Here is a 15,994-nt window from a genome sequence, read left to right as displayed (position 1 = left end):
CTGTCCTCCTATTCATTCTTAAGTTGTTCAACGATTGTGAGAAATGATTCGATATCAGTTAAAAGAGTATTTAAGCGCTCGCGGTTGAGCTTACCTTCTACAAAATCCTTAAATAAGTCCCTAAACGTTTTCGCAGAATCACTTGCCTCTTCCAGTTCAGAAACAGTGGTATTCATAGTCAGAATTTTTCTTCTTCTATCAATCCAATTATCTGCATCGGATATAGGTTTTTCTGCAATGAGAGGTCTAATGACTTGCCGTAACTCGCGTGATTCTCTTGTCAGATTGACATCTTGCTTAATCGAATCACTCAGTGCCTTTAATAGCACTTGTTGAGTTTGAAATTCGAGGTCGATAACATCCTTACGCTTTTCAAGTTCTTCCCTAAGCGCACCTCGGATTTGTGAACTAATAACTAAACCTCCTACAGATTTAATAACACTTGTATTAGAAACAAGAGCGCTACCACGAAGTTGAGTACCAATTTTATTCAGGTTATCTACAACGCCCCCAATTTCCTGCTGAGCTTTTTCAGGCGCATTAGAAGTCGCAAGCTCATCTATGAGAGTGAAATATCGCGTAAGAAGCCGATTATGTTTACGGAGATTTTGTAGTATTTCAAGTCTTTCTACATCAAGTTTAGATAACTCGTTGTAGCCTTCAAAAGTTTGATTACTGAGCCTGTCATCTTTTAGTAGTTGCTCGGAAGTTGTATTAATTTTAATTTGACTAGCAGTTGTTAATAACTTGTCCATAGCTGTAGTGTATGTATTTCCAGCTTTTGCTAATCTTTGATATTCTGCACTGGAGCGACAGCCACTTATGAAGGATGCTAAAACTGCTATGATCACGATTGTTGAACTAGTTTTTTTAATCATATATATGGTCTGGAATTACACCAGGAATAATTAGAGTTACTTTCATGTTTAGATATGAATTTTTCAAGAATCTATTGTTTGTGAACTGTTGAGGATTTTCTTAATTACAAGAATATTATGACGCTCATTTAGTTGTAAATTAATTATTTTTATTCTTTTGCTAAAAATATTTATATGTTTAGCTTTTTAGATTTTTTGTCTTTAGAAACTGTAGTGTCTCTAGGTATGAAAAATGCATGATTTTAAGAAGAAAACAGAACGCAGAATATCTCCCCGGATTTCATCCGTGGGATTTAATAAAGAAAAATTTTTCTCCCTAATTAAAATTAGAAGCTTGTGAGAGAAAACTTGAAGTGAGGATGGTCAGAGTCCCTCAAACAAGTAAAAAGTTAAAAGTAGAAAGTTAAAGAAAATAATATTGAATTCATCTTTCTTTTGACTTTTGACTTGGTTCTTTTGACTTGTTCTGGCGTCCTTGCTACAAGCCCCCTGATTCATCGGTGGGGAAAGACTATTCTTTTGACTTTTAACTTTTGACTTTTTATTTGGATTGACTTACTTTACAACGCTGCGCTTCTCTCCAAGCATGAGGAGTATTTTTATGGTAATCGCGAAATTGAGAGTAGAAATGATTGAGATTTTGATACCCAACTTGTAAAGCAATCTGATTAATGGAGTCGTTAGTTGACAAAAGTAAAGTGCATGCTTGGGCTATCCGACGCTCAATAATCCAATCATTTACCGTTTTCCCAGTAAGATTTCGTACCAAGTTGGTTAAGTAAGCTGCAGAATAACCAACTGCTTGAGCGACTTCTTTTAGACTAATACGTTGATGATAATTCAATTCAATAAACTCGAAGACGTCACGTAGTCGAGGAATGGATGGGAATATAGACTGAGGAGCATTTGATTTTGTACTTTCCTCGGTTGTAGAGAATTTCTTCTGTGCTAGCTGAACATGAACAAGACCATTGTCTACACTAGTAACCTCAAATCCTCCGGTCTGCAAGTATTTTATTAAGAGGTTTTTGGTTTCAGGATTCTCATCTATCAGTAAAATATTAGTCATTGTTTATCCTAAAATTTAATAAACTTTTAACAAAGTGATTAAGTGATAAGTCTAATTTTTGTCAATGGCTATCTATTAGCAAAGTACTTAAGCTTCGCTTTAAGTGTCTTCCCCTTCACACGCTATGTATAAGTCTCTTGGAACAGACTGATTAGTCATGATCAGAAATTTTGCTTGAAGTTTTGAACCTCTAGTTTGTTAATATGTGTGAGTGTTGAATACTTATGCACTCAGCGCTTCGTCAAAGTCAGAGTTCAGTAAGTTTTAGAGAGCGGAAGGTAGCACATCGCCTCATGAAAATCTTTGCCTACGTCTACACCGATCCTCTACTAGAACCGACTCCTGACGCTACAACTTGGGGATGGGAGTTAGATTTTATTTACCAAGACTTAGGGAAACGCTCTCAATTACAACAATTATTCAACGACTGCAAAACAGAATCGCCTGATTGTCTGGTTATCCGCCGCTTAGAAGAATTGGGAGATACTCTAGAGGAAGTCAGTTCGCGTCTTGCAGAACTTGAAGCAATGGGAATAACACTCATTGCTGTTGAACAAGACTATAATTCTTCCCAACACAATCCCAACCCCCGCGCCCAATTGCTGAAATTACTCTACGAGATTCAGCGTCAGCAACGTAGTCGCCGCATTCGCCAAGGACACGCCCGCAACCGTCTAGATGCTGCACCTCCACCCGGTAGAGTACCCTACGGTTACCGCAGAGGTAAAGGAAAGTACATCATTGACCGTACCACTTCGCCAGTTGTTAAAGATTTTTTTGAACATTTCTTACTCTATGGTTCTCTGCGGGGAGCAGTACGTTATCTCGCGAAAAAATACGGTAAGAAAATCTCTGTCACAACTGGACGCCGTTGGTTAACAAATCCAGTTTATCGAGGTGATACAGCTTATCAAAACGGAGAAATTATTTCCAATACCCATGCTTCTATTATTACAAAGGAAGAAGCTGCCCAGGTTGATCGACTGTTGCGGCGTAACAGTCGTTTACCTCCTCGAACTGCTAGCGCACCCCGTTCTCTGGCTGGGTTAGTTGTCTGTCATGAGTGTCAGTCTCACATGAGTGTCACTCGTGTAACTATGCACAAGCAAGAAAAAGAATATCTTTATTTACGTCCTATTAACTGTTTCAAACATCCTAAGTGTCGCGCCCTTCCCTACCAAGAAATTTTAGAACAGACAATTCAAGCTATTTGTCGTGACTTACCCGTTGCTGTGGCGGGGATGAATTTTCCTCAATTGGATGCAGTTAAAAATAGTTTAAATCAAAGTATTTCCCGTCAGCAAGAAATACTCAATCAGCTACCCTCTTTGTTAGAAACTGGAGTTTTGGATGTAGAAACTGCTCAGTTAAGGGCGTACAAACTTCGCACAGAAATATCTGCACTTCAGGCAAAACTAGCAACTTTACCGCCTGTTAATTTACGTTCTGTCGCCCAAGCTGTTTCAATTCCGCAATTTTGGTTAGACTTGTCTGAAGTAGAGCGACGATTTTACTTTCGAGAGTTTATTCGGCAAATCGAGATTTTTCATCAGGATAAAGAGTGGAAATTGCAAGTTATTTTCATTTTTTAATTTAATAGAAAGAAATCCTATTTCTCAGACGGCTGATCCTTAGTATATTTGGTTGGTTTTGGTCCTGAATTACGTACATTGATAACTTTATTGAGAATATCGAACCAAAAAGGCGCACCCATAGCGATAGCTAAACCACTCACAATCCAACCAAAAAAGATTTTGAAAACGAGCCAAATTCTCAGTAACCAGTTGTTAAGACTATTTCCTCGACTAGTCCTTAATGGCTCAAATTGTTGACTGATATTTTGCCATCCAATCGGTACAGAAGCATTCCCTAAAAGTTCCTTAAATTGATTTCTGGCATTTTCGTTATCTATAATATTTTGCTGAATCGCGCTTTGAGTAATGGCAGAGCGGATAGCCGAATCCTGCGACAGTCTTTTCAGGACGAAAAATGTATCAGTATTGGTTAATATGGCAACTGATATACCAATTAAAATAGAAACTCCTTTGGCATTTCGCCTATAAACACCGCTTGTCCGATCCATAGAACGGTCAAACCATGTTTCAACTTCTTTTTGAAACTGATTCATCTCCTCTTTAAGGTTATTAATTTTTATCCTACTCCGCTGAGCAAGAACACTAAGACTTGTGATTAGATTATTAGGCACGTGCTTAGGTAAACCCTGAACAAGCTTTTTAAATTCATCATTTTCACTAATATCTCCGTAAATGTTTTGGATGGTTTTATAGCTATCACTATTTTTATCGTTAATGGCTGTTTTCAGTTCTTTGTAAGATGACAAGATCATGTGCAAGTTTGTTGTCGTCTCCTCAGAGGGATTTCTCACATAACTAATTAACTCTGGTATTTTTAACGTTTCTAATAAGGTAGCAGCAAATGTTTCAGAAGGAATGTAGGAAGGAGCACTTTGTTTATCTTTTAAAAGTTTTGGCTCATTTCTGTGCTGAAAATCATGTTTTATTCTATCCTTTGCTTGTTGATTCAGGGTATTAATTAAAGGGTCTTGATAAAGTTTTTGCACTAAAGCTATGGCTTCATTAACCTCTGACTCTTCAGTTTCGCTACCACCAGCTAAAAGCAATTGAATTGAATCTTTTAAATGTTTAGCTCTCCATTGTAAAAGTGTGGTAATCAGTTCCTGAATTTCCGAAGCAAGCAAACTCAAAATCAAGTAAATGAAAATTAAGCCAAGAGCAATATCTAAAATAACAGGTAAATTCATTGAAGTCTTCTCCTTTCAGAAAAAGTCATTGTTTCATTAATAATAGTTTTAGCATTTTTCTCAAAACAAGAATTATGAAATACAATAAAAAAAGTGGGAAAATGAAAAAAAATCAGAGGAAATGTAAGCTAATTGAAATGAACAAGGAGTTGTTTAAGACCACTGGTAATCACAAGTGGCAACATTCGAGACTCCAAAGCGTCTGAAGTTAATCGAACCAGCAAGCACAATAAATATCCATCGAATATGCAAGAAGGAAGCTTTATTTGGAGTCGTCTGGAAAAGCAGCATCGCACGGTAGACAAATGGATTGATTGGATATGGGTCTTAGTACTGCTATTTGCAGCAGTTTTACTTTTTACCATAAATCTGGGAGAATTGCCGCTGCGAGATTGGGATGAAGGTACTGTCGCACAGGTTGCTCGTGAAATACGGCGCGCCAGCGCTGGTTCAATGAATTGGCTTTACCCGACGCTTGGAGGTGAACCATATTACAATAAGCCACCGCTGATGCACTGGTTGATTGCTTGGGCTTACTCGTTGGGGGGAGTGAATGAGTGGACATCACGCTTACCTGGAGCATTGCTGAGCGCTTTGTCAGTGCCTTTACTGTATTACATTGGGCGAGAAATATTTCGCCAACGTTGGGCAGCTATTTATAGCGCTTTAACTTACCTGACAATGCTACCAGTAGTGCGTCATGGGCGGTTAGCAATGTTGGATGGAGCAGCAGTCTGTTTTTTCATGGTTATGATACTATGTTTGCTGCGATCGCGCCGCGACTTACGCTACTGCCTTGGTGTTGGAATCGGTTTTGGGTTGATTTGCCTACTTAAAGGTCTGTTGGGTTTATTATTAGGAGCGATCGCTTTTGTTTTTCTCTTTTGGGACACACCTCGATTGCTCACGAGTCGATATATGTGGACAGGAATCTTACTCGGGATTGTACCTGTGACTTTTTGGTATGGTGCTCAGTGGGTATATTATGGCAATACTTTTACCAAAATCGGCGTGATGGATCAATCCCTAAGCCGTGTTTGGCAATCTGTTGAGAACCATTCTGGACCTGTGTGGTATTATTTATTAGAGATTCTCAAGTACACATGGCCCTGGCTGATTTTTTTGCCGTCTAGTTTGCGATTCGCTTGGGAAAATCGCAACTTGAGCTGGGCAAAGCTTGTATTGGTGTGGTGTAGTGTTTATTTCGTTGCTATTTCCCTGATGGGAACTAAACTTCCGTGGTACGTATTTCCAATCTACCCAGCCATAGCCTTAGCTTGTGGTGCTAAGCTTGCGGAAATCGAAAATATGCCTTTAGCGTCATCTTATCCTCGTTATTTGGTTGTATCTTTCGCATTCCTATCTGTAGTGGCAACTAGTGGCAGTATTTACTATAGTTTGGGTAGCACAGCAAAAACAGACTTACAACTGATTTTTGCAGCTGTTGCGATCACAATGGCAATAGCCGCTGTTTTGGCAAAGCGAGGTGACGGGCAATTCCTCAAGGTTCTGTTTTGGGGTAGTTATGTTTCGCTACTGCTGTTGATGAAATCTGACTACTGGGTTTGGGAACTAGGTGAAGCTTATCCAGTCAAACCAGTAGCACAGATGATCCAGCAGGCAAACCCAAAAGTCACAAAGATTTACACATCTTTTCCTTATCATCGTCCATCATTGGATTTTTATAGCGATCGCACTATTATTTCCGCTTCTTCTGATAAATTGAAGTCTTATTGGCAATCTCATGAACAACCTTATCTGTTGCTGAATGAAACTGCACTCAAAGATCTAAAACTAGAGTCAATGAAGTTAGGTAGTGCTTCAGGTTGGTCATTAGTAACAAAGAAGTAACAAGAACACAGAAGACAGAACGCACAACGAGAGAATTCCCCACAAATAAAACAAAGTCGCGCCGGGAGCAAAAGCCTCGCACCCTGGGATTTGGCAAAGAATTCTTTTTTCTCCATAAGGACTGGAGTTTAGACTAAGGCATGACAAAACGACTCAGAGGTACTGAGTTAATGAACTACACTCATCAAAATACAACAGTTAGAGAGTCAAGCCGACTTTGACTGTTGCTTTTTGGGTCGAGTAGTACCTTTTTTGACAATCGGGCAACGGATTTGACGACGGCGAGGTTGTCCGGTAGACCACCCTGGAGACTTTCCACGGGGTCACTAATCTTTGTCTTCACTCTACTCATATAATTCAGAAAATTCTATATCTACACCTTCAGTAAGACGTATACACATTAACCAATCGTTAATTTAAGTAACGAGTCTTTAAGGAGCTTTTACCTTGGAAAAAAAGATATCGGCGAGTACAGACAGTTGATTTGTCGAGCAATTTCGACGGTTCTCGTTTTTTCGGAACCAAATGTGACACCTTAATGACTCATTTGTGTTGAATTTGGAATAGTAATCATGACGCAATATACTCAATCACCACCAGCACAATATGCTGAGCTTTTTAGAAACCTGTCCATAGATAACCAACTTGCCCTCCTGTGGTATCTCTATATCAAAATGGGTGGTTCGACCAGACCTGGAGATCCTGAAGGTACAGCACCCGATACTTCTGAGGGACTTTTTAATAAAGTTAAAGGAAAGTCCCATGAAGAGCAACTTCAAATCATGCGAGATTTGTTGACACCTTCTAGCACAGATATCAGGCGGGAATATGACTCGTTGAGCAACAATACTAAGCTAGCTTTTTGGTATCGGTTGGCTCAGGGCATGGAAAATTCCACGATTGTTCAAGTACCATCTGACTATCAACTTTCTGCTCAAGCAAAAGAGTTATTGTCTATGCTTGAGCCAATTGACTTTGAACTACAATACGCCTTTCTTCGTGATGCATTGCTAGCAGGATACTAAGGCATTTGCCTAGAAATTAAATACCAGCGTGTTTAACGGTTTTAATGAAGCGGTAACGCCTTGGTATTGAGGGAGCTAGATCTGACGGTGAGACAACAGAAGTGCGGTTGGCATCCCGGTGCTGCTCCCTCACAAGCACTCATATCAAATCCGTTTGTAATGGCTATGGCTGACGCCACGGCTAGGGCGTGTTTTCAAACTCGTTATATCCTAAGAAATAGGCGATCTGCAAAAAACAAGTCTTCTGGTACGGTTCGCCGTTTCCGTAGATATGATGAAAGGCAGCCGCTTCATTTTCCATGAGCCTTGGATGGACAACCACTAACAATGTCTACTCGTAAAACCGAAAATCTGGGTGTATTTTTGCGGCTCTACCCAAGAATTTGGGTAAAACTAGTTGACTGGAAGCCGCCAAAATACAAGGGTTGTCCATCCTTGTCAAGGGTTTGCCCAACCCTCCTTTGATTTTTTTACACTAGCTATATTTTACACTTACTATATTCAGTATGACTGCGGGGCGATAGCTAGCCCCTTAGGGGGCCGGAGCTAACGTTGCTGCAAGGGAGCGCAGATTGCCTGCTCATAGTCTAAACTCCAGTAAGGAAATACCAATACTCTCCAAGGGCGTTGTACAGAATTTCTACTGACTAAGCATGTAAGTTTTTTATTCTGAGTTAGTGACAACTGTGTTCTGGAACGCTTAGCGAGGCGTAGCTTGTTCTTTTTTGGTAAGTGACAAAAAAGACTTACTCATTTAGGAAAAGACAATAGTTAGTGGTTAGCGCTAAGCCCGAAGTCCGCACTGGCTCATCACTAACCAATAAACAATTCCCAATTTCTAAAGTTGCTTCTCTGTTGTTGGCAGCTTTGGAGAATCCTGCTCTGAAGTTTGCTGAGTCAAACCTATAACACTCAAGAGAATAGCACCTCCCACAACCAGAGCTATGACAGGACGCTTAAGGATGACGAAATCTCTTAGAATTCTGGCTAAAGGTCGGCTTTGACGACGGAGTGCCGACGATATCATTATCTGTTTGTAGGCAAACGGATCGCGGACATAATGACCGCTTTGACAGACGACTAGCCTTTCCTGACAATACGGACAAGCATACAATCCAATGCACGTTTTTACTAACTTTGGTTTAGCATTTTTTTGGCAAATTGGGCAAGTTACATAATGATTATCAAAGGTGTGTGTATTCATCTACCTTGTCCGTCTAGTCCACTTACTTGCTCTATCTCAATACCTGAGCGAGAATTTCTGCTCAGTATGCGTGTAGATTTACCCAGTATGGTCTAACATTAGCCATAAATCACGCATACAATATCCATAATTTAGACAAGCGTTTGCCTGTGCTACGAGCATGGCTCAATAGCTGCAACACGAGTATAGCTAGGTTTTTGTAAAAATGACCAAAATCAAGGATAAAAGATTAATGACTCCATACTTCACTTTATAGTTCATGCCATCCTGTGGGAGGTCACCCTCAAGGCGTATATGCACTTTTAGTTTCAGTTCATGATTCATCTTAGTCTCTGACAAGCTGTATAGGGTGTTTACACTCTTTAACCTAAAATCAGTTCCTGGCAACTCCAGATGAGTGCTATTAATGACCACTAATCATTAATTCTTTCCCATTTAAGCATTGTCCCTACACAAATTGTGAGCAACGTGAATTAATTTACTAAAGCTTTGTAAAGCTAACATGTACAATCCACTTGTCCAGTTGCTAAATGATCACTCACAATGAAATGTAAGACATAAAAATTTAAATTTTTTATTAGATTTACTTCTCACTCAATGACTTTTCTGCCTTCAACTGAAATGAGGAAAGTGGTCGAACAACCTGTTTTTACCACTCTTTCTGCCCGTTTGACTCATCTGTTTAACCGTTTTCAACCATCTCCAGAAAGCGTTGTGCTGCTTTTAGCCATTCTTATAGGTGGTGGTAGTGGAATGGGTGTCGTGACCTTTCACTATTTAATCGAGCTGATTCACCGCCTGATGCTGGAAAATCTGATGGGTGTGATTGGTGCTTGGGGTGCTTGGACTTTAGCTTGTGTTCCCATTCTCGGTGGACTCATCGTCGGATTGATGCGCTGGCGCACCCAAGATTTTGGTCCTGAACTTTCAACTTTGATTGCTGCATCTCAAGGAGGAGAAATTAAGCGACCATTGCGACCAGTGACAAAGATGCTAGCAGCATCAGTGTCTTTAGGAAGTGGTGCTTCTTTAGGACCAGAGGGACCAAGTGTAGAAGTTGGCGCAAATTTTGGCATGCTTCTGTCTGTTGTTTTACAGGTTTCTCAAGAACGACAGCGCTTGCTTTTGGCTGCTGGTGCGGCGGCTGGTATCGCTGCGGGATTTAATGCCCCGATTGCCGGAGTTTTCTTTGCTTTAGAGGTGGTGTTGGGCGCTACATCTTTTGCAACTTCTGCGGTAAGCGTAGTGCTACTTGCAGCAGTCGTCGCAGCATTGATTGCTCAAATAGGTTTGGGGGCACAGCCTGCTTTTAACTTACCTGTTTACCAAGTCCGCAGTCCTCTTGAATTACCGCTTTATTTGGGATTAGGTTTAGGAGCGAGTTTAATTTCCTTTACTTATACTCAACTGATTCGTTTGGCAAAAGCCTGCTTTAAAGGACAAATACCCTATTTTCGATGGCTAGGTAATATCAGCGAACCTATTCATCCGATTATTGGTGGAACCATTGTTGGCATTGTTGCTTTATACTTTCCTCAAATTTTGGGTATCGGTTACGGCACTGTGGAAGCAATGCTTCAAGATGTCAAGTTTTCTCTAAACTTGTTGCTGATTCTGCTGGTTGTGAAGCTGTTGATGACGGCAGTGAGTGCTGGTAGTGGTTTTGTTGGCGGTTTATTTGCACCAGCGATGTTTTTAGGTGCCTCTTTTGGATCAGCTTATGCAAAAATTTTAGCGAGCATAGCACCTGCAATTACAGAGTATATGGCAGCTCCCCCAGCTTACGCAATGGTAGGGATGGCAGCAGTTCTGGCTGCAAGTGTCAGAGCTCCATTAACAGCAATTTTGTTGCTATTTGAATTAACACGAGATTATCGCATTGTTTTACCGTTAATGGCAGCTGTGGGGTTGAGTGTTTGGCTGATAGAGCGAATTAAACCAACTTTTAACTCTAATTCAAACCTACAACAAATTGGTCTTTCTGAATTGAAAGATGAGCAAGCAGAAATTTTACAGCAAATTTTAGTAGGAGATGCTATGTATTCTTGTCCGAAAAAGCTGCCAGCAACCATGAACGTGATAGAAGCAGCGATGGAAATGAGTAATGATCTTTGTCGAAGCGCTTTAGTTATCAATGAAGCAGGGCAATTAGTCGGTATTGTTTCTTTAGAAGATATCAATCGCGCTCTTTTCCTTTGGGAAAAATACCCAAATTCATCAAGTGAAATTCAGGCTAATACAGCCAATCAAACACTCATAGACATTTGTACTACTGAGATTCTTTACGCATTGCAAGATGAACCTCTAGCCGAAGCTATAGATCGCATGGCTCTTAGAGGTTTGCATCAATTACCAGTGGTTGCCCGAGACAACCAAGAGCGTATTTTAGGGTTACTAGAAAAAGAGCAAATTGCTTTAACCTGCAACGTCGCTGTCACGCGTAGAGTTCTTCGCCACTATTTACCAATGACTCACAAAACTGGTGTCAGCATAAGTTAATAGTCAGCACTTCATTAGTCATTCTTGAGAAGAATTCAGCAATTGTGAAGTCAGAATCACCACGAAAATGAATCCACGCTCATACAGTATTGTAAAAATTCTTCTCTTTTCGACGGAAGTTGCTCTGGGCTTGTAACTATGACTCCCTACCCAGTTGCACAGAATTCATCTAGAAGAATACAGAATTGCTGAATAAAAAGAGCGATGCTCCACAGGAGCCGCTTCGCTTCGCGCGTCCGTTAATTCTTTCTTCTGGTGATTACTAAGTACTGACTCCAACTGCGGAACGTAGGCAGGGGAAGCGCTCAGCAGTACTGAATTCTGGCTCCTGAGTTGGTGAGTTTTTGGTCAACAGATTTGCAATCTAATGACTTTTGACTAAGACTATCTACACAGCCGCTTCTACTAGCTCAAGCTCTTCTCTCTCGTCTGAGTCTACTTGTCTCAGACGAATGTGCTTTTTGCCTAAAGTGATGATAAACTCATCTCCTGGTTTGAGATTCATTTGTTTGGTATATGCTGAACCTATCAATAAGTTACCGTTTGACTGCACGCTAATTCTATAGCTTGCACTGCGTCCACCCCGACCGTTTGCACTAGGAGCGCTGTCTAACTGAATGCCTTCAGCATCGATGAGAGCATTTAAGAATTTCATCATGTTGACGCGCTCTATACCATTTTTGGTTACGGTGTAGTAGCCACAGTGTTTAGCTTTTTCTTCTTTGCTTAGGTTTTCTAGCTCTTTGACTTTCTTGAGCAGATCTTCACCGACTAGGGGTTCAATTTTTTTCTGTTTAGCCATCAACTTAATTCAAAAACGAATGGTCAAATACAATGAATCGATTTTATTTTAGCTGAGTTCTGCAAGTGCGAGCGCCATCATTTATTTTTTATCTGGTGCTATTGCCAAGTATATTACACCTAGAGAGCAAAATTTTGACTGAATAGCCAATATTGCCAATACAATTTCTTTTAAAGAAGATAGGCAAAGGTGATAACTATAGTTTGTATGTTTGTGAATGACCAAAAAAAGGATAAAGTAAGAGAAAACAGCTTCTCGATTGAACCGTAGAGAAAATATCCCAGTACAGTACCCTTATTTCAACCCCAAATTGATCGTACTGGATCATTCATATAGCAATCTTAAATGATTCGTGAACACTCATGTCAGGAGGATGAGCAAGATAAAGGAGTGTTAACGTTAGCTCCGCGCCCCTAGGGGCTAGTGGACGCCCTGGTCAACCGTTTCACCAAACCCGGAAAAATCCGGCAGCCTTATTACTAATTAGCTGGTTTTGAGCCAACGATGTTGGCTCAAAAACCGCCCAAAACCCAAGATTTTGGGTGCAAAACGAGTTAATTTGATGGGCGGTTTTTCCGATAGCGAAGCGTGCCCTTGGCATAGGCTGCCGGATTTTTCTAGGTAAAAGCCCAACCCCAGGCTGGGAGCGCGTGAGAGGTCAAAACATGGGAAAATATCCTTCCCTCCTCTTTCCCCTGATTCAAAGCCTTGATTTTGCAACTCAAATAGGACTGCTATAGTTTACACTTGTGTTTTCAAGTGATGACCATACTGTATTTGTTTAAGTTTCATGAAGCATACCTAAAAAAGTTGTCTACTTACTAAATTTGATCATAAAAACACAGAATGATAAGTAAAACTGATCCTTAGTCATTAGTCATTACAAAGGACAAAGGACGAAACTTACCAAAATGAAATTAACAACCAGAGGGCACTACAGTGTGAAAGCATTGCTCGATTTGAGTTTACAGCCTGAGTATGGTCCTGTTTCCACCAAAGCAATAGCCTCTCGTCAAAATATTCCAGCTCCTTACTTAGAAAAACTACTCATAGAAATGCGTCGTGCAGGATTAGTAAAATCAATTCGTGGTAGCATTGGCGGATATCAGCTGGCTCGACAACCTGCACAAATCTCTCTGGGAGAAGTTTTAGAAGCAGTTGGAGAAACTATTGAACCTTTACCCCATCACCAAGCTTCCCCAACACAAGCAGAAGATTGGGTAACATTTAGTCTTTGGCAAAGGCTGCACCAAAAACTTAAAGAAGCTTTGTACAGTATTACCTTGGCAGATCTTTATTACGACGCTCGTAGTTGGCAAGCCTCTGTTGGGGAAGAGGCAAATTTTATTGTTTAGTCATTAGTTATTAGACTTTTGACACTTGACTCATGACATCAACAGTTGCTTTGATTATTGCTGCTACTTTAGATTACTTCATTGGCGATCCGTGGGGTTGGCCTCATCCAGTACGAGTGATGGGGTGGCTCATTTCTCGTTTCACTAAACTTGCTCTTACATATTGTCAAAATTCCCTCACGCAGCGGATTGCTGGAATTGTGCTGGGCATGATTCTAATAATAGGTAGTGGCTTTATCGGCTACCTACTTATTCAAGGTGCTAGGTTGCTGCATCCATTTTTGGGAATCGCGTTAGAAAGCATTCTTTTAGCGAGCTGTTTTGCTCTTAAAAGTTTAAGAGTCGCAGCTCAAACAGTTTTACAACCATTAACACAAAGACATATTGTAGATGCCCGTTCTAGTTTAAGTCACTACGTTGGACGAGATACAGAAAATTTAACAGAACCAGAAATTTTACGAGCTGTTTTAGAAACAGTAACAGAAAATGCAACTGATGGAGTTATGGCTCCTCTTTTTTATGCGATTATTGGTGCGTTTATCCCGGTGATTGGTCCAACTCCCTTAGCTTTGGCATATAAAGCTAGCAGTACTCTTGATTCAATGGTGGGCTATCGAGAAAAGCCCTATACCTATATAGGATGGTTCAGTGCGCGGTTAGAAGATTGTTTGACTTGGATTCCTTGTCGCTTAACCGTAATAACTTTAGCGCTTTTGTCTGGGAAACCCTTATATGTTTGGCGGATTTGCCGTCGGGATGCTATTTTTGACCCAAGTCCTAACTCCGGGTGGAGTGAGTGTGCCTATGCTGCTGTTTTAGGTGTGCAGGTAGGAGGGACAAATTGGTATCGTGGAGTGGCAAAACACAAACCTTTGCTGGGAGACGCCATCCATCCCATCACCCCAGATTGCATTTATCAAGCTTTGCAACTGACTCGATATTGCTTTTGGGTGTGGTTGGGAGTTGCAATATCTCTACGACTTGCGATCAGCAAGTTACCCTCCCTAGGGGGATTTCAAAATTAAAGATCTCATACCCTTGTAGTACCATCAAAATTATTTTTTAAACTTTGAATGAGCAAATGCGTGAATTTCAGCGCAACGAGAGTCATGATGGAAATAGGAAATTCAGAATGGTTAGTTGTTACATAGTCAATGGTTAGTCAAATTTTCTACCAATCACTAACAATTGCCATTCACAATAACCTATTAGTAATAACTCGTTGTTCAGGGGTATCGGTTTATGACTGTGTCTATGGAAGCCAAAGTGGTTGAGATTCTCTCACCTGAAGAACTCCGTCGTACCGTGAATCGTCTTGCCTCTCAAATTGTAGAAAAAACGCGTGATTTGTCTCAACTTGTACTACTAGGTGTTTATACTAGAGGTGTTGCTTTAGCCGAGTTACTGACGCGTCAAATTGAAGCGCTTGAAGGTGTACCCATAGCGATGGGGGCCTTGGATATCACATTTTACCGTGATGACCTCGATCAAATTGGATTGCGAACTCCTGCAAAAACTGACATCTCTTTTGATCTTACGGGGAAAACTGTTGTTCTGGTCGATGATGTCATTTACAAAGGACGGACCATTCGTGCTGCTTTGAATGCAGTAAACGAGTATGGCAGGCCAGAGGTCATTCGTTTAGCCGTGTTAATAGATAGAGGTCATCGTGAGTTACCAATTCATCCAGATTTTGTAGGTAAGCACCTACCCACTGCTAAAGAAGAGATTGTCAAAGTTTACTTACACAATTGGGATGGACGTGATGCTGTGGAGTTGATAGGAGATTAGTGCAGAGTCGAATACAAACAGATAAGGGAGATGAAGAAGATGAGAAGGGTAATTTCTCCGTAAGAATTCAGGACTCAGGAGTCGTGACGTCAGAATTTATAAGGAGTCTATGATGATTAGTATTCATTCCATCAAATTTCTTCTTGATTCTTCAGGTATTCTGAATCCTGTTAGCGTAGCGGGGCGCAGCCCATTCTGGCTCCTGAATTCTTACATTTCTCCCTCATCTTCCTTATCTTCCTCATCTTTATTTACCGCATAATTGGGCTGGCGTGATGATGCACGAGATACCATTTACCACCGAGAAGTTCAAATATATTTGTAGCAATTGATCGTGCTTCTAGCCTCCTGCCGTTAGTGATTTGAAGGACATTTTCTATAAGTACAATGTAGGCAATGTGCTCACGAACTTCCGTAGTCACTATCTCCGTATTTATCTCAATGTAAGCAGTATTTTTAAAAATGTTAACCCAGGAGGTGCGAATCTCCTTCCAACTGCGTAACACATTCCATCCGGGATGAATACAAAGACTGGCAGTTCCTTGAGACCAGACAGTACTCATTGCCTCGATATCTTTTTTCTCAAAAGCTCGATAAAAAGCTGCGTTGACGGCTAAAATTTCAGAACACTGGTTGGTCATTATTTCTTGTAGAGATTGGAAATGGCAGATGTTGTTTATTAACTGTTAGTCGTCGTGAGTTGTCATTTTTGCCAACTCACGACTAACAATTAATGTC

Annotated in this window: 13 protein-coding genes; 7 read left to right on the top strand and 6 right to left on the bottom strand. The window is 40.6% G+C overall.

Translation table 11 applies throughout. The annotated features are described in order from the left end of the window. Window positions 1-8: 8 nt before the first annotated feature. Together DP117_RS04465 and DP117_RS04460 are read right to left on the bottom strand one after the other, a co-directional pair. Window positions 9-878, bottom strand: coding sequence for a hypothetical protein (locus tag DP117_RS04465; RefSeq protein ID WP_169217132.1), 870 nt, complete (start codon window positions 876-878; stop codon window positions 9-11). A 541-nt stretch (window positions 879-1,419) separates the two neighbouring features. Continuing rightward, window positions 1,420-1,947 carry an AraC family transcriptional regulator gene (locus tag DP117_RS04460; RefSeq protein ID WP_169217131.1) on the bottom strand — a complete coding sequence of 176 codons (528 nt, stop codon included), beginning with the start codon at window positions 1,945-1,947 and terminating at the stop codon, window positions 1,420-1,422. A 293-nt stretch (window positions 1,948-2,240) separates the two neighbouring features. Between DP117_RS04460 and DP117_RS04455 the strand changes: the two genes are divergently transcribed. Further along, window positions 2,241-3,539 carry a recombinase family protein gene (locus DP117_RS04455; protein WP_169217130.1) on the top strand — a complete coding sequence of 433 codons (1,299 nt, stop codon included), beginning with the start codon at window positions 2,241-2,243 and terminating at the stop codon, window positions 3,537-3,539. 17 nt (window positions 3,540-3,556) lie between these two features. Here the strand turns inward: DP117_RS04455 and DP117_RS04450 are convergent, their stop codons facing one another. Continuing rightward, entirely contained in the window at window positions 3,557-4,729 is a 1,173-nt protein-coding gene (locus DP117_RS04450; protein WP_169217129.1) for a hypothetical protein, read from the bottom strand. A 246-nt stretch (window positions 4,730-4,975) separates the two neighbouring features. Between DP117_RS04450 and DP117_RS04445 the strand changes: the two genes are divergently transcribed. Both DP117_RS04445 and DP117_RS04440 read left to right on the top strand, forming a co-directional pair. Beyond that, window positions 4,976-6,580 carry a glycosyltransferase family 39 protein gene (locus DP117_RS04445; protein WP_169217128.1) on the top strand — a complete coding sequence of 535 codons (1,605 nt, stop codon included), beginning with the start codon at window positions 4,976-4,978 and terminating at the stop codon, window positions 6,578-6,580. A 572-nt stretch (window positions 6,581-7,152) separates the two neighbouring features. Continuing rightward, window positions 7,153-7,605, top strand: a complete 453-nt coding sequence (locus DP117_RS04440) for an orange carotenoid protein N-terminal domain-containing protein (RefSeq protein WP_169217127.1) — start codon at window positions 7,153-7,155, stop codon at window positions 7,603-7,605. An 838-nt stretch (window positions 7,606-8,443) separates the two neighbouring features. Here DP117_RS04440 and DP117_RS04435 read toward each other — a convergent pair. Continuing rightward, entirely contained in the window at window positions 8,444-8,809 is a 366-nt protein-coding gene (locus DP117_RS04435; RefSeq protein ID WP_169217126.1) for a hypothetical protein, read from the bottom strand. Window positions 8,810-9,406: 597 nt separating this feature from the next. On the opposite strand from DP117_RS04435, the gene DP117_RS04430 reads away from it, so the two are divergent. Beyond that, the gene (locus DP117_RS04430; RefSeq protein ID WP_169217125.1) at window positions 9,407-11,308 is read left to right on the top strand and encodes a chloride channel protein; all 1,902 of its coding nucleotides are present in this window, start codon (window positions 9,407-9,409) and stop codon (window positions 11,306-11,308) included. Window positions 11,309-11,696: 388 nt separating this feature from the next. Here the strand turns inward: DP117_RS04430 and DP117_RS04425 are convergent, their stop codons facing one another. Beyond that, complete coding sequence (locus tag DP117_RS04425; RefSeq protein WP_169217124.1) at window positions 11,697-12,110, bottom strand: AbrB family transcriptional regulator; 414 nt, start codon at window positions 12,108-12,110, stop codon at window positions 11,697-11,699. A gap of 911 nt (window positions 12,111-13,021) precedes the next feature. On the opposite strand from DP117_RS04425, the gene DP117_RS04420 reads away from it, so the two are divergent. The 3 genes from DP117_RS04420 (at window position 13,022) to pyrR (ending at window position 15,256) form a co-directional block, all read left to right on the top strand. Further along, window positions 13,022-13,465 carry an Rrf2 family transcriptional regulator gene (locus DP117_RS04420; RefSeq protein WP_169217123.1) on the top strand — a complete coding sequence of 148 codons (444 nt, stop codon included), beginning with the start codon at window positions 13,022-13,024 and terminating at the stop codon, window positions 13,463-13,465. Window positions 13,466-13,497: 32 nt separating this feature from the next. After that, complete coding sequence (gene cbiB / locus DP117_RS04415; RefSeq protein WP_169217122.1) at window positions 13,498-14,490, top strand: adenosylcobinamide-phosphate synthase CbiB; 993 nt, start codon at window positions 13,498-13,500, stop codon at window positions 14,488-14,490. Window positions 14,491-14,713: 223 nt separating this feature from the next. Beyond that, the gene (gene pyrR / locus DP117_RS04410; protein ID WP_339381388.1) at window positions 14,714-15,256 is read left to right on the top strand and encodes a bifunctional pyr operon transcriptional regulator/uracil phosphoribosyltransferase PyrR; all 543 of its coding nucleotides are present in this window, start codon (window positions 14,714-14,716) and stop codon (window positions 15,254-15,256) included. A 251-nt stretch (window positions 15,257-15,507) separates the two neighbouring features. Here the strand turns inward: pyrR and DP117_RS04405 are convergent, their stop codons facing one another. Next, window positions 15,508-15,897, bottom strand: a complete 390-nt coding sequence (locus DP117_RS04405; RefSeq protein WP_169217121.1) for a nuclear transport factor 2 family protein — start codon at window positions 15,895-15,897, stop codon at window positions 15,508-15,510. Window positions 15,898-15,994 lie beyond the last annotated feature (97 nt).

It is taken from the genome of Brasilonema sp. UFV-L1 (assembly GCF_012912105.1).
Classification (GTDB): domain Bacteria; phylum Cyanobacteriota; class Cyanobacteriia; order Cyanobacteriales; family Nostocaceae; genus Brasilonema.
This window is presented reverse-complemented; position numbering and strand designations above follow the sequence as displayed.

Coding starts and splice junctions, on each gene's coding strand:
- DP117_RS04425 (WP_169217124.1), bottom strand. CDS start 12,110: ATGGCTAAACAGAAAAAAATTGAACCCCTAGTCGGTGAAGATCTGCTC.
- DP117_RS04445 (WP_169217128.1), top strand. CDS start 4,976: ATGCAAGAAGGAAGCTTTATTTGGAGTCGTCTGGAAAAGCAGCATCGC.
- cbiB (WP_169217122.1), top strand. CDS start 13,498: ATGACATCAACAGTTGCTTTGATTATTGCTGCTACTTTAGATTACTTC.
- DP117_RS04420 (WP_169217123.1), top strand. CDS start 13,022: ATGAAATTAACAACCAGAGGGCACTACAGTGTGAAAGCATTGCTCGAT.
- DP117_RS04465 (WP_169217132.1), bottom strand. CDS start 878: ATGATTAAAAAAACTAGTTCAACAATCGTGATCATAGCAGTTTTAGCA.
- DP117_RS04450 (WP_169217129.1), bottom strand. CDS start 4,729: ATGAATTTACCTGTTATTTTAGATATTGCTCTTGGCTTAATTTTCATT.
- DP117_RS04435 (WP_169217126.1), bottom strand. CDS start 8,809: ATGAATACACACACCTTTGATAATCATTATGTAACTTGCCCAATTTGC.
- DP117_RS04460 (WP_169217131.1), bottom strand. CDS start 1,947: ATGACTAATATTTTACTGATAGATGAGAATCCTGAAACCAAAAACCTC.
- DP117_RS04440 (WP_169217127.1), top strand. CDS start 7,153: ATGACGCAATATACTCAATCACCACCAGCACAATATGCTGAGCTTTTT.
- DP117_RS04430 (WP_169217125.1), top strand. CDS start 9,407: ATGACTTTTCTGCCTTCAACTGAAATGAGGAAAGTGGTCGAACAACCT.
- DP117_RS04405 (WP_169217121.1), bottom strand. CDS start 15,897: ATGACCAACCAGTGTTCTGAAATTTTAGCCGTCAACGCAGCTTTTTAT.
- DP117_RS04455 (WP_169217130.1), top strand. CDS start 2,241: ATGAAAATCTTTGCCTACGTCTACACCGATCCTCTACTAGAACCGACT.